This window comes from Acinetobacter terrestris, from assembly GCF_004331155.1.
Lineage (GTDB): Bacteria > Pseudomonadota > Gammaproteobacteria > Pseudomonadales > Moraxellaceae > Acinetobacter > Acinetobacter terrestris.
In genome coordinates this window covers 29,604-48,254 of the sequence record NZ_SJNZ01000001.1, presented here as the reverse complement: position 1 = coordinate 48,254, position 18,651 = coordinate 29,604, and the positions used below count along the sequence as shown (strand labels likewise).

Sequence of the window (18,651 nt, the reverse complement as noted above, 5' to 3'; positions counted from 1 at the left end):
ATGACAACACAATCTACTGGATGGAAATCAGCCTTTACGGCATTTCTTGATCGCCGTGCCCTTATTATGCTGTTTTTGGGTTTCTCCGCAGGTATTCCGATATTACTGATTTTTTCCAGCCTGTCTTTATGGCTCGGAGAAGCCGGAATTGATAAAAGTGCAGTTACTTTTTTTAGCTGGGCCGCGCTGGGCTATTCCTTCAAGTTTGTTTGGGCGCCGTTAGTCGATGAATTGCCGGTTCCGGTATTGACGAAAATACTCGGTCGTCGTCGCGCATGGCTGCTGATTGCGCAAGTGTTGATTATCTGCGCCATTTGTATCATGGCATTTTCAAACCCTGCTTTAGGGCAAAGTTATTTGTACCAAATGGCAGTGGGTGCAGTGTTGCTGGGCTTTTCTGCTGCCACCCAGGATATTGTCATTGATGCTTACCGGATTGAACTGGCCGAAACACAGATGCAGACCGTTCTGGCTTCTACCTATAATGCCGGTTATCGCATCGGGATGATTGTAGCGGGTGCAGGGGCGTTATTTTTAGCGGCATCCTTGGGCACAGCGAAAGGCAACTATATCTATAGTGCATGGAAAATTACCTATTTAGCCATGGCTGCGGTGATGATAGTGGGCATTATCACCACATTGGTGATTCGTGAACCGCAAGTGAGCCGGATTTATAAAAATTATAAACGTACCGATTACTATCGTTTGGTTGCGGTATTTTTTGTGGCAGTAATCAGTTTTGTACTGAGCTATATTTTCTCAGGTAATTTAACTGAAGCGCTTAAATCTCAATTTGAAATTTCAGATTCTTTCTTACTATTCTGCTTTGAAGCATTACGTTTTATTGGCTCTGCTGCTGTTGCCGTATTGGTCGGTACATTGCTGGTGAAAATGGGTGCCGTCAATAAACAAATGGCCTTTGAAACCTGGGTCAACCCCATTGCAGATTTCTTTAAACGTTATGGCGTTAAACTGGCATTGGTGTTGTTGCTGTTGATTGGTTTTTACCGTATTTCCGACATTATTGCCGGTGTCATCTCGAATGTGTTCTATCAAGATCTGAACTTCACCAAACAGCAAATTGCTGAAGCAGTGAAAATTTACGGCGTGATTTTTAGTCTGGTTGGCGGTTTCTTGGGTGGTTTGCTGGCACAGCGCATGAACATTATGAAATTGATGTTTGTCGGTGCAATCTTGGCCAGCTCTACCAATCTGATTTTTATTGGTTTGGTGAAATCAGGGCAACAGCTGAATGATGTCAATGTCACAGTCGGGCAGCACAGTTACAAGGTTCAGTCCGATGAAGTGGGATACTGGAAACTCAAAGTACCCAGTCAGGTTTTGGCACAAGCGGATGAACTGCAAGTGGCTGCACAATATTCGGATGGCTCTAAAACTACCGCAGTCACCACATTGCCGTATTTAAAGCTGGATGAAAAGCAATCCAGTATGCAAATTCTACCTGTGACCAGTGACAATACCATTAGCGCGCAGGAGCGAAATAATAGTTTAGTCATTCGCGGACAATATTCTGGACCGGCATTATCTGAATCTCAAAAAATTGTCTTAGGCTTGGATGGCCAAACTTTTGATGCAAATCTGGATAAAACAGGCATATTTAGTGCGGCAATTCCGGCTGAGGTTTTGATCAATTCAGCTTCTAAAAGTCTTGTTGCTGAAGTTTTTGAAAACAATAAAGTGATCTTAAGTACAAAGCATAACTATGCTGCAAATATGAATTTGAGCACTGCCAAAGACTTGGATGTTGATGTGCAACCTCTAGCTGCTGTGAATGGCCAATCCACTGACGAAGTTGAAATTAGCGGAAAAGTCATCAAACCGTATAGTTCAGGGTGGTTATATTTCGCTATTATTGTCGATAATTTGGCGTCCGGTTTAGCGGGTGCTGCCTTTATTGCCTTCTTGTCGAGCTTGACCAGTGTGTCATTTACCGCAGTGCAATACGCGATTTTTAGCTCGCTCATGACTTTAACCCCCAAGATTTTAGGCGGTTATTCGGGTACTATAGTCAGCAATATTGGTTATCCGAATTTCTTCCTCATGACCACGCTGATTGGTATTCCAATTTTAATTTTAGTGGTGTGGGTGGCGAAGTTATTACGTGAACATCAACATACAAAGACTTAATAAGGATCAAGAATATGCGCATGCTGCATACCATGTTACGTGTAGGCAATTTGGAACAATCTTTAAAGTTCTATACTGAAGTGCTCGGTATGACTTTGCTTCGTAAACGTGATTATGAAGAAGGTCGTTTCACTTTAGCTTTTGTGGGTTATGGTGATGAAGAAAACAATACGGTGCTGGAACTCACGCATAACTGGGATACTGCAAGTTATGAGTTGGGAAATGCCTATGGTCACATCGCCATTGCTGTAGATGATGCTTATCAGGCGTGTGAAGAAATTAAGGCGCGTGGTGGTAAAGTGGTGCGTGAAGCTGGTCCAATGAAGGGCGGGGTAACGGTGATTGCTTTTGTTGAGGATCCAGACGGTTATAAAATCGAGCTGATTCAGCAAGATAAAGATGCACGTAATAATTAATAATAGTGCGGTATAGATAAACTAAATATTCAATATTGAGTTGAAAAACTGGCTTTATTTATTCAGCCCAGTAAGATGAAACTTTACCACTAGGTAAACTCTCTTATTGGGCTTTTTTTATACCTTTAAATCATTACAGGACGTAGCAATGTTAAAACTGTTGGCACTGGATCGCTTTACCATTTTGCTGATTATCATGGTGATCTTGGCAACAATAGTTCCAGTCTCCGGTCTTGCTGCAAATATTTTTGGCGTCATTACCTCGGGTGCAATTGCGATTTTATTCTTTTTGCATGGAGCAAAACTGTCCAGAGAAGCAGTCGTTCAAGGCATCATGCACTGGAAATTCCATGTGGTGGTGTTTGCTTTTACATTTGCACTCTTTCCACTTTTAGGGTTGTTAGCGAAGCCGATTTTATTGCCTGTTTTGGGGCAGGAATTGTACTGGGGATTTTTGTTCATGTGCTTCTTGCCATCAACAGTGCAGTCTTCAATTGCATTTACCTCGGTTGCAAAGGGCAATGTGGCCAGTGCTGTATGTAGTGCTTCATTTTCCAATATTATTGGCATGTTTATTACCCCTGTACTGGTCAGTTTCTTTATTTTAGGTCAGTCACAACACGGCTTTGATCCTACATCTTCGATTGTTCAGATTACCTTGTTGTTGCTGGTCCCTTTTATATTGGGTCAAATATTACGTCCTTATATTTATCCCTATATGTTGAAGTTGCCGGGCATCGTCAAAGCATTTGATCAGGGCACTATTTTAATGGTGGTCTATGGTGCTTTTAGCGGGGCAGTCGTTGCAGGATTGTGGCAAATGGTGAGTTGGGAAACGCTATTGATTTTGACTCTGGCATGTTCAGTGTTTTTAACCCTGATTATGCTGTTGGCTTTATATATTCCGAAATGGATGGGTTTTAACCGGGAAGATCAAATTGCAATGTTTTTTTGCAGTTCCAAAAAAACCTTGGCCAGTGGTGTCCCGATGGCACAAATTTTATTTATCGGACAACCTTTAGGGATGATTGTTTTGCCGATTATGATCTTTCATCAAATTCAGCTGATGGTGTGCGGTGTGATTGCCAATTATTGGTCGAAGCATCCTGTAGATGAATTTAAAGCTGTAGAAGATGAGTTACAAGAATAATTCGCTATCTGGTATTTTTTACCGTATAATTACGCCCACTTGTTGTGCTTAGCTCTGGCGGTATCCGTCTCGGTGGGCCAAAAGAATGGTCTGTTATGGTGTTGGTCTCGCTCTTCTTTTGAAGAAGCTTTTTCCTCATGAATCATGAGAGTGATCAATTGCGATGACAGCATAAGCCTTTCTTAACTTAGGAGTAATCGACGATGCGCGCCGATATTCACCCAAAATATGAAACATTAGTTGCTACTTGTTCATGTGGTAACGTAATCGAAACTCGTTCAGCGATTGGTAAAGAAACTCTTTACCTTGACGTATGTTCAGCTTGCCACCCATTCTATACTGGTAAACAGAAGAATGTTGACCAAGGTGGTCGTATCGACAAGTTCAAACAACGTTTTGCTGGTATGTCACGTTCTATCAAACGTCCTGACTAATACCGTCAAATGTAAAAAAACGGGCAATATGCCCGTTTTTTTATGCCTGAAATTTATGTATTTTGCTACAAAATAATGTGTACAAGACCTATTGGTCTTGTACATCAATTAAGTGATCCAGTTTTTTCTGGAAATAATCACCTTGAATAAATCGGGCATCTACATTCCACGCGTTGGCGAAGAGCGTCATATCATTTAATTCGCGTAGCATGATTTCAACAGGTTTAATTTCATGGAAAATTTTAATTTTTTCCTGTAATTCCTGCGTAGATTGTTCTGTATTTAACATTGTTGTCAGTGTGCGGTGCAATGTTAAGCAGTTGATATCCAGTTGACGTATAGCAGATTCACTGTAAATAGTATTACCAAAATCTCTTAAGGATACTTCAGCGCCAAACTGGCGCAGTTGAGCAATATGCTTTTGTGCATCTGGAATATTCTGGGTCAGGTCTTCTTCTGAAAATTGTAAAATAAGCGGATGGGTTAATTTACTGCGTACAATCGTGATCAGCTTGGAAATGAATTCAGGGAAGGTCCGATCGCGAAATAGCACTTCTTTATTCAAATTCACAATCAATTTGGCTTCAGGATATTGCGTAATAAAATTATGTAATTGTTTACATGATTCAACTAATATCCAGCGATCCAGTTTAATCGACAATTCAGGGTCTTCGGCCAGTTCTCTTAAACTGGATAAATCTTTCCAAGAATTTTCAAATATGAAGCCGCTGGTGACCTCATAAGTGTATAAATTGGTGTCTTGTTTATCATAAAGTTGTTGATATTTAAGATGAATCTCTCCACGATCCAAGCTTTTCTCTAAAGCTCTGATTAATGAAGATTCAGGCGAAGAATTTAATGGCTTGATTTCTGGATGGTGGATTTCCATCGATGGAATATCTAAATGTGTACCTAGATTAAGCTCTACAGCCGGTGCATTTTGTGGTAAAGCGGTCTGATAAGCTGAATGAATAAATTGTTCAAAATGGCTTTCATCACGAATTTCGCTATCTAGAATAGCGTAACCAATTCTTAAATTCAGTGGATAACTGACTTGATTGACGGTTAATAATTGTGGCTTGGTTAATGAGCTTAAACCAATCAGTTTGGATTCTAGTTTTGCTTTAGATTCTGCCTGGAATAAAGCAGCAAATATACCGGGTGAAACCTTAAATAAAGGAACATGGGTTTGTTCTTTTAAGAATGTTTTTATTTCACTGAAATAATTTTTTGAAGTAACCCAGTTACCTTCAAAAATAGTTTTAGGACAAGAGGCTAGAGAGAACAGGACCAGTGCATTAATATCAGAAGGCTGTTGAGTCACCGTGCGGTTAATCAACTGATAGGTATTTGGCTTCTGGGTATTTTTATCAGCTGTTCCCGATGTTGCATTGCTCGTTTCTGAAGTTTCAATATCAATAGTAAGTTGTAATGCATCTTCATCCGTAGCGGGTAAAAATTCGATCTTAAGCGGATTCGGAACAGAAACCTGGTCATTTAAGGTCGCAATTTCTAAACGACCTAAATCAAATTGACCTTGGGTAATTTTTTTAAAACGTAACTTGAAGTCGTTCAAATCTTTTGGTTGTAACAAATCAAGCAAAGGAAGACCTACGACATCATCCTCATTTTTCATCCCAAATAGTTGTAAATATTCAGGATTGGCTTGAATGTGAATGCCTTCTTGAATCAGTGCAACGGCTTTGTTGCTATCATGTACTAAGGATTGTGCATGGGTTTGTGCAGACTCTAACTCATCCATTAAATGTTGCTGAGTAAGCATTAAGCGGCTTAATGAAAGTGCACGAAGTAGGCCAAGGTAAAAACGATCTGGATAATCCAGATTTAAAATGTCATAAATCCCTTTACGAATATAAGCCGCATATTGATCTGCCTGATAATCTTCTGGTTTTAGAAGAATAATCGGTAAGTTCGGTTGTTTTGATAGTTGGATTAAACTTAAAGCCTGTTCGTATTTTAAATCGTAGGCACGGCCAAAAATAACCAGATCCCAATTTTGATGTAATTGCTTTTCAAAAGTTTGTAAATCATCCAGCAATGTTGCTTCTACAACATGTCCATTTGATGTTAAAAGATCACGAATCTGGTTAAAACGTATTTGATTATCATCGATAATGAGTAAACGTGTCTCGGTACGTTTTAACTTTTTAGACAATAATGGATTTCTCACTTCAATGCTTCCCATAAATCGTGATTCTTGATTTCATTCATTTGTTTATTGATAAAGTTTGTAATCAGGCTTTCTTGCTGATCATTGAGTAATTCAAATTCAAAACGAATAAAACTTTGAGTAATAAGCTGCGCTTTGGTCAGGTAAATTTTGAGTTCTTCTTTGCCTAATCTTAAATGAATCGTTTGTTTTTCTCTAAACATGTGCGAACCCGATACAATCAGACTGGTTGAAACATGATCGAGTTGAGTGGTTTGAACAATCAGGGCAGGTTGGTAGTTACTGCTGTTGCGTTCAGTTTTTACCATGACAGAGCAGGGGAATAAATCTTGGGCCAATACTTCAAGCCCAAGTTCCAGGCTTTTTTCTGTCGACTGTTTAATCCAGCGAACCACACCGCCACGCCAAGGGCTGTTGGTATTTTCCTGAATTAAAATAAATTCCCCAGTTTTTAAATTTGAAGGTGTAGCACCGGTCCATTTAATTCTGTAACCATTGACACTGATATCCAGAACTTCGGCTGGATAGATTTGTTTTGCTTCGCGATCCAAGACTTTAGCTGTGGTAATTTCAGCAGGAATATTGGAATTCATCGAATTAATAAAACTACTTTCATTTTGGAACTGATAATTATTTTCTACATCCAAAGTTTCGTGAAAGTTTTTACCTTTAGAGAGGTAAAAATGTGCCACAGAAAGGCTAAAACAGATCTGCAATTGTGCTGAATATTCGTAGCGTTCATGGCGACGTTCGATATTGGTCGTAAGCAGATTATGAATATGAAAATGTAGTGCTGGGGTCAGAAATAACTTTTCATTACGTGATAAATATCCCGTATTTTTAGTTTGAGTCTCAGACAGATGATCTAATAAATTTTGCGTTGCAATATAGATGGTCGGTTTATATAAACTGGATTGATTGATATTGAAAACCGGTGGATGATCTTTATTGGTATCGACAATATAGCGCGAAAGCGTGGTTTCTTTCGGCAAAATATGAACCAGTTTGGCCCAGTCAAAGCTACATAAATATAAGCCTTGCATTTCTGATGGGCGAATTTGATGGGTATTAAAAATATCCAATAAAATGAGCTGTGAGTAAGCGTGAGCAATGGTTTGTAATTGATGCTGCGTATCTAAAATCTGGTTGATATTGGTTTGATAAAAATTATTCTTGATTGCACATTCGAGCAGTTGATGCGCGACCAGCCATTGGCCAAATAATGGCGTGCTATACAGCAAATTTTGCTGATAAAGTAATAACGAGAGTTGCTGTAATGCGTAATACGTCGAAACAATTCTGGCGGTCTGTAAACTTTTCTTCTGATTAAATGCAAAAATAGAAAACTTTTGCAGACTTAATTGGGTATTACAGCGTTTTGAAATATCGATGTAAATCTTGGCGAAATGGCTACGTAACAGCATAGCCAACTCAATAATTTGATCACTACGATCAGTGGTAATCAGACCTTGGTTGAAAAAATGCTTTTCCAGACTGGTCAATACATTATCAATGGTCGGGTGCAAGATTTGAATTAAATCAAAACGCAGCATTTCTGGGCATTTAAGTTCTGATATTTCCAGTAACGCATTGAACAGTTCTTTTGAAGAATTTCCGAGTTGCAGAATGGATAAATTAGACACCCATTCTTGTAGCCCTTTTGCATTCGATGGACAAAAGCTGAGTTGTTCCAACTTTAATTCTGTTGGTGTTTGGAAAATATCAGAAGTACTCATAAGCATCGTTATTATTTAACTCAAAAAGTTGAAACCCCAAAAAGCGGTGTTTTATTTTTTTCGCCCGCTATTTCCCTAACGAGTTTAGGAACCAAATATCCTGGAAGGCTCTCTAAAACATCTTTATATATAAGATTAATCTGCTCGGGACTCAAGTCAAAATGATGCGCACCTTTTACTTTATCTAATACATGTAAATAGTATGGCATCACGCCTGCATCAAACAGACGGTAACTTAAATCTACTAAAACCTGCGCAGAATTATTGACCCCATTTAATAAAACTGCCTGATTGAGCACGGTGATTTGTTGTTGAGCCAATAGTGAAAGTTTAGCGCAAGTAAAATCATCAAGCTCAGCTGCATGATTTGAGTGTACCACTAGAATAATGCGTAGCCTACTGTTTTTTAATAGGGAAACCAGCTCTTCATCGACACGGTTGGGGATTACGATCGGAACCCGTGAATGAATTCTCAAAAATTTAATTTGTGCCAACGATTCCAGTCGATCGATCCAGAGCTTTAATTTCCGGTTGGATAGGGTAAGTGGGTCTCCGCCACTAAAAATGACCTCGTTAATATCGGGTTGGCTTTCGATATAGCCTTTAATGTTGAGCCAGTCTTCATTTTTGGGCAGGTTTTCCTGATAAGGGAAATGACGACGGAAACAATAACGGCAATGTACCGCACAAGCACCGGTTAAGGTGAGTAAAAAGCGTGATTTGTATTTATGTAATACACCGGGTTGCTGATTGGCTTGTTCTTCACCCAAAGGGTCGGTGACATAACCAGGATGTTCTTCAAGTTCTAGATGATGCGGCAAGACTTGTAATAGAAGGGGATCAAGGGGGTCGCCCATGTTCATTTTTCCGACGAACGCACGCGGAACACGCAATTTAAACTGTTCAGAAGCCAGAATTGCGCCTGACAATAATTGATCAGGTGAGAGCTGAAGGGTCTCTAGAAGCTCTAATGGATCTGTAATCAGATCACTGAGTTGAGATTGCCAGTTTTGCTCTTGATATAAATAGTTTATCATGCTGCATGTAAAAAATGATGCTAGTCTAGCATCAATAGATTTAAGTTAGTAAGTTTGGAGCGAGCCTTTCATGGCCAATTATTCGACAAATGATTTTAAAGCAGGCCTTAAGGTCATGCTTGATGGTAATCCATGTACAATTCTAGAAAATGAGTACGTAAAACCAGGTAAGGGTCAAGCTTTCAGCCGGGTAAAATTACGTAATCTTAGAAGTGGAAAAGTGCTAGAAAAAACGTTTAAATCCAATGAAACACTGGAAGGTGCGGACATTGTTGAAGTTGAAATGGAATACCTCTACAACGATGGCGAACTTTGGAACTTTATGGATCCAGTAAGCTTCGAACAAATCGCAGCTGACAAGGTTGCGATGGGCGATGCTGCCAAATGGTTGAAAGACGATTCAAACGAAAAATGTACAATCATGCTTTTTAATGGTGTTCCATTGTCAGTAAGTGCACCAAACTTCGTTGTGTTGAAAATCGTTGAAACTGATCCAGGCGTACGTGGTGATACTTCGGGCGGTGGCGGTAAGCCTGCCAAACTCGAAACGGGTGCCGTTGTTCGTGTACCATTATTCGTACAGCAAGAAGAAAGTGTTCGTGTAGATACCCGTACAGGTGACTATTTAGAACGTGCATAATGGTTTAAAAATAGACTATTATCGAAAGGGGTGATTTAAATCATCCCTTTTTTTATGCCAAAGTATTAGATGAAAAGTAAATTTTGAGGAGTACAGTCGCAAAGGAAGAAACAGCAGTATACCGAACAATAAAAATTAACGCTGATTTATGCATTAGATATGAGGGATTTACATGGAAACCATTGAACCGAAGTTAACCATAACTTCAAAAATAGTGTGGCTTCTAGTCGCGATTTTAGGTGCAGTATCATTCGGGATACTTGCAGTCAGCAGAGGTGAGCATGTTAATGCAGTCTGGCTGGTTTTGGCAGCCATCTGTGTCTATAGCATCGCTTATCGCTTCTATAGTTTATTTATAGCCAATAAAGTCTTTGAACTCAATGCAAGACGCTTAACACCTGCGCATCGCTTGGCAGATGGTCTGGATTATGTCCCTACCAATAAATATGTCCTGTTTGGTCACCACTTTGCAGCCATTGCAGGTGCAGGTCCATTAGTAGGACCTATTCTTGCGGCGCAGATGGGGTATTTACCGGGCACGATTTGGCTTTTAGTCGGTGTGGTTCTCGCGGGTGCTGTTCAAGACTTTTTAGTCCTCTTTATTTCTACCCGTCGTGATGGCCGTTCACTCGGTGAAATGGCGAAGCAAGAGCTGGGTTCTTTTGCGGGTGTGATTGTGATGCTGGGTGCTTTAGGCGTCATGATCATTATCCTTGCAGTGCTTGCATTGGTTGTCGTGAAAGCCTTGACCAACAGTCCATGGGGCGTGTTCAGTATTGCTGCAACGATTCCAATTGCATTGTTCATGGGCGTATATATGCGTTATATCCGTCCGGGGAAAATTGCCGAGGTGTCAATCATTGGTTTTGTGCTGATGATGCTGGCGATTGTGTATGGTGGCAATGTTGCAGCTGATCCGTATTGGGGACCATTGTTTACTCTTTCTGGTACGCAACTGACCTGGTGCTTAATTATTTACGGCTTTATCGCTTCCGTGTTACCGGTCTGGTTACTGCTTGCACCACGCGATTATCTTTCAACTTTCTTGAAGATTGGTGTGATTGCAGGTCTTGCGATTGGGATCATGGTGGCATTGCCTGAACTGAAAATGCCTGCGGTTACACATTTTATTGATGGTACAGGTCCTGTATTTGCAGGCTCAATGTTCCCGTTCTTATTTATTACCATTGCCTGTGGTGCCATTTCAGGTTTCCACGCACTGGTTTCTTCAGGAACCACACCAAAACTGGTCGATAACGAAGTGGATATTCGTGTGATTGGTTACGGCGGTATGTTGATGGAATCTTTCGTTGCTGTGATGGCAATGATCTGTGCCACCATTCTTGAACCGGGCGTCTATTTCGCAATTAATGCGCCTGCTGCCATATTGGGGACAACGGTTGAAAGTGCGGCTGAAGCGGTGCGTACTTTAGGCTTTGTGGTCACTCCGGAAGCATTAACATTGCTTGCGCAAGAAGTCGGTGAAACTTCAATTCTTTCACGTACTGGTGGAGCACCCACCTTTGCAATTGGTATGGCACACATTATTACGGAAATTTTCAATAACCGTTCAATGATGGCATTCTGGTATCACTTTGCAATTCTGTTTGAAGCATTGTTCATCTTAACTGCAGTAGATGCGGGTACACGTGCTTGCCGTTTCATGGTTCAGGATACGGTGGGTATCGTGATTCCTGCGGTGAAAAACTCACATAATTTCTTTGGTAATTTGTTGGGTACCGCAGTTGCGGTTGCAGGCTGGGGCTTCTTCGTTTATCAAGGTGTGATAGATCCGCTCGGTGGGATTAACAGCTTGTGGCCGCTGTTTGGTATTGGTAACCAGATTTTGGCAGCGATGGCTCTTATACTCGGCACCGTTATTCTGTTTAAAATGAAGAAAGAGAAATATGTGTGGGTGACGATTCTGCCGACCATTTTCCTTTTCATTACCTCGATGACGGCAGGTTGGCAAAAAATCTTCCATGAAAATCCAAAAATTGGTTTCTTGGCACAAGCCAACCGTTTCTCGGATGCAATTGCACGAAATGAAATATTGAAACCGGCCAAAGACATTGCTGAAATGCAAACAATTGTATTCTCTAATCAGATCAATGCAGTACTTTGCGGCTTCTTTATGATTGTGGCTTTCGTAATGTTGTTTGCTGCCATTGGGGTGATCCGCCGTGCCTTGGCCAATCCAAATCCAAGCGTGCATGAGTCAGAAGCGATTTACAGTGATGAGATCAGTCCAAATAAAGCGGCAGGAGAGGTGAAATGAGTCTAAAAGATCAAATTCGCCAAAAACTGGCATTGGGTAAAATCATTAAATTTACTGTACTTGCGCAGCCGAAAAAGTTTTTGATGTTGAATGGCATTAAAACCATTCAACTGATTTGGCAACGCCTACAGCAAAGCTTTCGCTTGATGGTTGGTGTGCCGGATTATCAGACTTATCTGGAGCATATGCAAAAGAATCATCCAGACTTAGTCGCAATGGATGCCAAAACATTTTACCGTTACTGTGTGGATGCACGTTATCCAAGCGCAGGCGGTGGAATGAAAAAATGCCCTTGTTAATATAAGCAGACATTTGTCAGAAATCTTTTGATTTGTTTGGAAAAACCACAAAACGGTGTATGTTAATCATGCACCGTTTTTTATTGGGAAATAAGCTGTGATTTGGGGTATGAATAAGGTTCAAAAACAGGAACTCACACACGAGCAGCAACAACTGAATGATCAGGTTGAATCGTATGCGGCAAAAATTCAGGTATTCCTGCATCAAATCAATAGCATCATTTTGGATAAACAGCATCAGACCAAACTGGCTTTAAGCAGTTTGCTGGCCGGCGGTCACGTGCTGTTTGAAGATTTACCCGGATTGGGTAAAACCACATTATCCAGTGCCTTATCTCATATTGCAGGGCTGAAGTTTCAGCGTATTCAGTTTACCAACGACATGCTTGCCAGTGATGTGATTGGCGTGAATATGTTTAATCAAAAACAGCATCAGTTTGAGTTCAAGCAAGGTCCAATCTTTACCCAAATATTACTGGCAGATGAAATCAACCGCTGTAGCCCCAAAACTCAGAGTGCATTGCTAGAAGCAATGGAAGAAGGTTTGGTTACGGTGGATGGCGTTCGTTATGAGTTGCCGCAACCCTTTTGGGTGATTGCAACACAGAACCCGCTTTTTCAAAGTGGTACTTATAGTTTGCCAGAATCCCAGCTTGACCGTTTCCTGATGCGTTTGTCACTGGGCTATCCATCACGTTCCGCAGAAAAGCTGTTACTACAGCAAAACTCGCGCTATGCCTTAATTGCAACCTTAGAGCACGTTTTCAGCGAGTATGAAATTTTAGAGATGCAGCGACTGGTCACGCAGGTTCATATTGCCGATGTGGTGCTGGACTATCTGCTGGATCTGGCTAGCGAGACCCGTAAAAGTCGGCATGGCTTATCCACTCGCGGTCTATTGGCTTTGAAAAAAGCAGCTCAAGCACATGCCTTCATTGAACAGCGCAGCTATGTCACCCCGGATGATGTTCAAGCTGTATTTGTTGCCGTGGTTTCTCATCGGATTGGATTGAATGAAGCAGAGACTTCGCAGTTGATGCAGCAAGTGACGATTAGCTAAAGGAAGATCAAATTGGGCAAGCCTTGGCAAAAATGGTTAGCGAAACGCTTTCAATTTGAAAAAATCAAACAGCTTTCGCAAAAAGATATTCTGATTTTTATCTATCAGCAGGGCTATCTGTATCTGGTATTGATCTTGATTACGTTTATTGCCGGAATCAATTATGCCAACAACCTGATTTTGGGTTTTTGCTTTCTGATCAGTGCAATTTTATGTATCAGTTTTTATGTCACTTTCAAACAGTTACATGAGCTTAGCATTGAAATTTCAGTAAATGAAATTGGGCAAGTGGGGAATCATCTTGATTTGCAATTACATTTTCAGCAGCCCTACAAGCAATCGCGTTATTTATGGATTAAGACCGATCAGCATTTAGAAAAAGTCTCGATTGCTGAACTCAAGCAAAAAATCACCTTGTCTTTTTTTGCCGAGAAACGCGGCAAGTTCCATTATCCGACTGTACAGATTTATGCGGTATATCCCTTTGGACTGGTTCGTGCCTGGACTTATTTTTATTTGACGCAATATTCATGGGTTGCGCCCAAAGCTGCATTTTACAATGCGGAAAATAAACAGTATCAGCACAGTTTTGAACCCGATATGGATGAGTTTCGTGAACTGCGTAATTTTAAGTTAGGTGATAGCTTACACGCCGTATCATGGAAGCAGGCTGCGCGTGGACAAGGTTTATATATCAAAGTCTTTGAGCAGCATAATGATCAACCGAGTATGGAAATCCATTATGCAAACATGCCAAGTACCGAGCATGAAGAGAAACTGAGCTTAATGATGGGGCTGATTGAGCAATGTGAGCAATTGCAATATAGCTATGCGGTATTTTTACCTCAAGCTGAATTAGCTGTAGGCGCGGGTGCAAACCAGTTGCTTCAGGCAAAAAAACTTCTGGCGCAGGCTTAATTATGATGCATGCTGATGTTAGAACCTCGATTTTAATGACCTTGCTGTTATTACTGCTTGCACAAGTAATGTTTAATCCTGTTCTGTTAAGCGCAATTTTTGCTCTGATTCTCCTCTGTTTATTTGTCAGCTTTAAAGATGAAACAAAAACAGTATCCAAAATCTGGATCTTTGCCTTGGCAATTCTGGCCCTAATGGCGATCTATTTTAGATATCAGAGTTTTATCGGGATAGAAGCGGGCGTTGCGGTCTTATCCACTTTTTTATTTGCCAAGGCTTTGGAAACCAAGAATAAACGAGATGTCATTATCTTGTTTAATTTTGCCTTGTTTGTTGGGGCGAGTTCATTTTTATATAGCCAATCCATCTGGATGGCGATTGTGATTTTACTATGCTTATTTAGTTGCCTGATCGGGCTTTATCGTTTACAGACCAGTGAATTTAAACAGGCTCAGAATCAATCATCGGCATTAAAAACAGATGCCAAGCATGTAGGTAAATTTCTGATTTTGGCTTTGCCTTTTTTTATCTTGCTGTTTATCTTTTTTCCGCGCTTACCGCCACTTTGGCATATTCCAATTCCAGAACAAAAAAGTGTCACGGGGATGAGTGACAGCATGTCACCTGGGGATATTGCAGAACTTTCGCAATCTAGCAGTTTGGCTTTTCGCATTATTGGCAATATGAATAAACTGCCTTCCCGCAATGAGCTATATTGGCGGGCAATGGTTCTGGATCAATATGATGGCAGAACCTGGACCAGTAGTTTTGTCAATCAACAACCTGTCTTGAATCATAGGATTTCGATAAAAGCAGAACAGGGTTTTGATTATCAATACCTGGCTGCAGATTCAAGTGTGATGTGGATCATGGGACTAGAAAAGTCCATCCCCAAAAACCCTCAATACCAATTAAAGCAGGATTGGAGCATTAGCCCGATCCGCTCCATCACACGAAATCAGCCTATTACGCTACATTGGCTAGGCGATGCACAACTGCAAGGACAGGGCTTATCTACACCCAATTTACTGGAAAAAAGCAATACTCAAAGCAATACTCAAATCGATGAAAAATCACGTCAATTCGCTTTGGAAATGTTTCAGAAAAGTGGACGATTACCAGACCAGTATGTGCGTAATATTTTGCAGTGGTATAAGAACAATGATTTTGTATATACCTTAACACCGGGCTTACTGGGTGAAAACCGTATCGATGAATTCTTGTTTCAATCTCGGCAGGGGTTTTGTGAGCATTATGCTTCGAGTTTTGCCATGCTGATGCGATACGCGGGGATTCCTGCACGTGTGGTCATCGGTTATCAAGGCGGACAACTTGCACTGGACCGGGCAAGTTGGGAAGTGCGTCAACTGGATGCCCATGCGTGGACAGAAGTGCAATTAAATGGAAAATGGCAACGGATTGACCCAACCGCAATCATTGCTCCACAACGCATAGATGCGGGAATGCAAAATTATATTGAAAATGATCGAACTATTTTGGGAAGTAAAGAGCAGAAGTGGAAGTATCGTCAATTTTCAATGATGAAAAATATGCGAATCTGGAGTGACTATGCGAGCTATCAGTGGCAAAGCAAAGTTGTTGGATATGATGCTGAAAAGCAGCAAAGCTGGTTGGCGAAATTAGGTTTGAAAACGGCTTATGCCAGTATCCTGATATTATTCTCAAGCATTTTATTGGTGATGATTTCTTATTTTGTCTGGATTTATTATCGTAATAAACAGCACGGTTCGGCATATGAGCGTGCAGTTCAACAGTTCTCTAAGCAACTAGCGAAGCCATTACGTAAGCAGCCTGCTGAAACTTTCTTTAGCTGGATGCATCGTTTAGCCGAAGGGGTTAAAGAGGATGAACAAAAGATATTTATCCAGACAGCAGAATATTATCAGCAGCAGCGATTTTCTGTAGCGATAACTGGCCAACAAATGAAGCAATTTAAAGCAATGCTTAAAACTTGTACATATGCTTTAAAAAATAATAGAAAGTCCTTGTCTTAAAAAATAAAAATGAATATGATTCACAGCACTTAGGTGTATAGCTCAGTTGGTTAGAGCGCTACGTTGACATCGTAGAGGTCAGCAGTTCGAGTCTGCTTATACCTACCAAGATTCAATGCCATTAGGCATAAGGACTTTAAGCAAAAAAGCTTAAAGTCCTTTTTTATTGTCCCTAAGCTGGTTTTTAATTAAAAAATCTAGAATGCTAAATTAAATCCTACGGGATATTCGTAATTGAATTTATGAAGTCGCACGCTTAAGTTGCTCTAGTTGTAGAATATGTTGATTAATTTGATGATCCATAGCCGGCAAAATTTGTCTTAAAAATTGGCAATATGAAATTGCATCGTTTGCTGAAAGCACACCTGTTTTTACAAGCTGTTTTTGCTTGTCTAATAAATCACTTACCTGACGAAAATCAGGTTGCTGTCCTACACTCAATGAATTGCTGATTTCTTCAAAATCTTGATAAAGTCGGTCACGTTGTTGAATCAATTCTGCCTGATTTGATACTGTCACTGTATTTGCTTGAACCAGTGCGCTAAGTACCAATTTTTTTTCTAATATAATTTCAGTTGGAATCGGTTTTTCTTGTGGTTGTACTGTATTTGGTGGCGTTGTAGAGAGGGGTTTAAATATATAAACCACAATGATAAGTAACAAGGTCACAATAGATCCAATGATAAGACCAAGTCGTAGGGTGCTATTCATGCCAGAAATCCTGCTCTTGCATTTAAATTAAAAGCAGACCCAATCTAAAATCAGGTCTGTTCAATTCATCCATTATTCACTTATTAACTGTTTATTATTTGGTCGACCAGCCAGCCGGTGCATAACCGATACGAACACGCTGTGGATGATTACCCACTGGAACACTCAATACCTTTTCACCTGTAGCAAAATCAATGACAGTAACGACATCAGTCTCACTCTCTGAAATCACACAGCTTTTTCCATCAGCACTCTGTGTTGCCCAGTATGGCTTGCCTGCAGGAATCAGCTTGGCAGCTTTCAAGGTAGAGCGGTCGACAATAGTCGCATAGTCATCCATGGTACCTGCCACACATAATTTCTCGCCATCTGCACTAATGGATAATCCATGGTGACGTGAGTCATTTACATATTTTGTCCGGTTAGAAGGAATGGTAGAGCTACCCGGTAATTGACCAATACGAGTGACTTTATCCTGATTTAAGTCATATTCCACCAAGCCATTAAAAAACGAAACCTGTGCATAAATTTTACTTTCATCTTTACTAAATACGATGGGACGCACAGCATTGGATAAATCCTTACGACCGAATGCATCTAATGCAGGACGGAAATCAATTTTCTTGATCACTTTAAACGTATTGGCATCGGCAATGGTAATGAAGCGTTTACCCTTGGTGAAATCTTGCCATGATGCATCCATGGAGGTTTCTACATTTCCAATGGCTGAGTTCAAAATTTTTGAGCCGCCACTAAAGAAAATGTTTTCATGCGGTTTGTCGCCAGTGGCAAAGCGTCCTAATTCCTTACCTGTATTGATATCCAGAACATGAACAATGTTACCCGAGGAAGCCGAGACAGCTAAGCGCTGACCATCTGGAGAAACGGCCATATGATCTGCACGGAAACCTTCAACAGGAGTGCGCCAGTTGATCTGGCCCGTAGCAATATTGATAGACACTACATCTGCAAAACTTGGGCGAGATGCAACCACTGACTTGCCGTCTGGAGTTGAGTACATGTCATCGACCAATTGATCGTTACCTTCTCCAGCGGTGGCCTGAATATAAGTATAGGCAATCAGTTTAATTGGATTGAGGTGGATTTCCTTCAAACGCTCTTTGCGATCAGGAATCATGTTAATTACACCGATCTTGCCAAAATCACCCGATGGACGAATGACGGTCACTGTTCCATCCCAGTTATTGCCAACAAAAAAAACTTGCTGACTATTGGGTGGAACAGGCATCGTTGCTGTAGCTGCATTTATACAAAGTGATGTGAATGCGGTAGATGCAAGCAAAACATTCGAAGTCCATTTAAAAAATAATTTTTTGTTTTTCATCTCATTTTTTCCAGTTCAGTTCCATGAAAGTCATTTTTTATTCAAATTTTCATTATTGGCCAATACTCCTGTATTAGCAGAATAATAGAATAAAGAATTCACCGGTCAAATCTGTAGTAATCCGATAAAAAGGCGCTGATGAAGATATGAATGAAGTTATAATTTTAAGAAGATTTTAATAATCAAAGTATTGCTCGAATCGGGTAAATTATTTTTCCGACGGATTGTTATTTACCTAGTATTGATTCTTTATTTGAAAAATGGACTGACTTA

The 18,651-nt window shown here is 40.5% G+C and carries 15 protein-coding genes and 1 tRNA gene; 11 read left to right on the top strand and 5 right to left on the bottom strand.

Annotated elements, in window-relative coordinates:
* The 4 genes from E0H81_RS00230 to rpmE all read left to right on the top strand — a co-directional run bounded on the left by E0H81_RS00230 (position 1) and on the right by rpmE (position 4,148).
* The gene (locus E0H81_RS00230) at positions 1 to 2,148 is read left to right on the top strand and encodes an AmpG family muropeptide MFS transporter (RefSeq protein WP_131315589.1); all 2,148 of its coding nucleotides are present in this window, start codon (positions 1 to 3) and stop codon (positions 2,146 to 2,148) included.
* 14 nt (positions 2,149 to 2,162) lie between these two features.
* Positions 2,163 to 2,564, top strand: a complete 402-nt coding sequence (gene gloA, locus E0H81_RS00225) for a lactoylglutathione lyase (protein WP_131315587.1) — start codon at positions 2,163 to 2,165, stop codon at positions 2,562 to 2,564.
* 148 nt (positions 2,565 to 2,712) lie between these two features.
* Positions 2,713 to 3,714, top strand: coding sequence for a bile acid:sodium symporter family protein (locus E0H81_RS00220; RefSeq protein ID WP_131315585.1), 1,002 nt, complete (start codon positions 2,713 to 2,715; stop codon positions 3,712 to 3,714).
* Positions 3,715 to 3,917: 203 nt separating this feature from the next.
* Positions 3,918 to 4,148 (top strand): 50S ribosomal protein L31, encoded by a 231-nt coding sequence (gene rpmE / locus E0H81_RS00215; protein WP_067725111.1) that lies wholly within the window; start codon positions 3,918 to 3,920, stop codon positions 4,146 to 4,148.
* 88 nt (positions 4,149 to 4,236) lie between these two features.
* On the opposite strand, the gene E0H81_RS00210 is transcribed toward rpmE, so the two are convergent.
* From E0H81_RS00210 to epmB, 3 genes are read right to left on the bottom strand one after another with little or no spacing between them, the layout of a single operon-like run.
* The gene (locus E0H81_RS00210) at positions 4,237 to 6,354 is read right to left on the bottom strand and encodes an EAL domain-containing protein (RefSeq protein WP_131315583.1); all 2,118 of its coding nucleotides are present in this window, start codon (positions 6,352 to 6,354) and stop codon (positions 4,237 to 4,239) included.
* Positions 6,336 to 8,081, bottom strand: coding sequence for a cyclic-di-GMP receptor FimW-related protein (locus E0H81_RS00205; RefSeq protein ID WP_131315581.1), 1,746 nt, complete (start codon positions 8,079 to 8,081; stop codon positions 6,336 to 6,338). Before E0H81_RS00205 ends, E0H81_RS00210 begins: the two co-directional genes overlap by 19 nt.
* Positions 8,082 to 8,095: 14 nt before the next feature.
* The gene (gene epmB / locus E0H81_RS00200) at positions 8,096 to 9,112 is read right to left on the bottom strand and encodes an EF-P beta-lysylation protein EpmB (protein ID WP_131315579.1); all 1,017 of its coding nucleotides are present in this window, start codon (positions 9,110 to 9,112) and stop codon (positions 8,096 to 8,098) included.
* A gap of 70 nt (positions 9,113 to 9,182) precedes the next feature.
* Between epmB and efp the strand changes: the two genes are divergently transcribed.
* From efp to E0H81_RS00165, 7 genes are all read left to right on the top strand, one after another.
* The gene (gene efp, locus E0H81_RS00195) at positions 9,183 to 9,752 is read left to right on the top strand and encodes an elongation factor P (RefSeq protein WP_131268920.1); all 570 of its coding nucleotides are present in this window, start codon (positions 9,183 to 9,185) and stop codon (positions 9,750 to 9,752) included.
* A gap of 172 nt (positions 9,753 to 9,924) precedes the next feature.
* Positions 9,925 to 12,030 carry a carbon starvation CstA family protein gene (locus E0H81_RS00190; RefSeq protein WP_131315577.1) on the top strand — a complete coding sequence of 702 codons (2,106 nt, stop codon included), beginning with the start codon at positions 9,925 to 9,927 and terminating at the stop codon, positions 12,028 to 12,030.
* Positions 12,027 to 12,329 (top strand): YbdD/YjiX family protein, encoded by a 303-nt coding sequence (locus E0H81_RS00185; RefSeq protein ID WP_131268922.1) that lies wholly within the window; start codon positions 12,027 to 12,029, stop codon positions 12,327 to 12,329. The genes E0H81_RS00190 and E0H81_RS00185 overlap by 4 nt, the downstream gene beginning before the upstream one ends.
* Positions 12,330 to 12,438: 109 nt before the next feature.
* Positions 12,439 to 13,389, top strand: coding sequence for an AAA family ATPase (locus E0H81_RS00180; protein WP_131315575.1), 951 nt, complete (start codon positions 12,439 to 12,441; stop codon positions 13,387 to 13,389).
* Between the two features lie 12 nt (positions 13,390 to 13,401).
* On the top strand, positions 13,402 to 14,307 hold the full coding sequence (locus E0H81_RS00175) for a DUF58 domain-containing protein (RefSeq protein ID WP_131315573.1): 906 nt from the start codon (positions 13,402 to 13,404) through the stop codon (positions 14,305 to 14,307).
* 2 nt (positions 14,308 to 14,309) lie between these two features.
* On the top strand, positions 14,310 to 16,322 hold the full coding sequence (locus tag E0H81_RS00170; protein WP_131268925.1) for a transglutaminase TgpA family protein: 2,013 nt from the start codon (positions 14,310 to 14,312) through the stop codon (positions 16,320 to 16,322).
* 31 nt (positions 16,323 to 16,353) lie between these two features.
* Positions 16,354 to 16,430 (top strand) — tRNA-Val (locus E0H81_RS00165).
* Between the two features lie 132 nt (positions 16,431 to 16,562).
* Here the strand turns inward: E0H81_RS00165 and E0H81_RS00160 are convergent.
* Both E0H81_RS00160 and E0H81_RS00155 read right to left on the bottom strand, forming a co-directional pair.
* On the bottom strand, positions 16,563 to 17,033 hold the full coding sequence (locus E0H81_RS00160; protein ID WP_131315571.1) for a hypothetical protein: 471 nt from the start codon (positions 17,031 to 17,033) through the stop codon (positions 16,563 to 16,565).
* A gap of 94 nt (positions 17,034 to 17,127) precedes the next feature.
* Positions 17,128 to 18,378, bottom strand: coding sequence for a YncE family protein (locus E0H81_RS00155; RefSeq protein WP_131315568.1), 1,251 nt, complete (start codon positions 18,376 to 18,378; stop codon positions 17,128 to 17,130).
* Between the last annotated feature and the right edge of the window lie 273 nt (positions 18,379 to 18,651).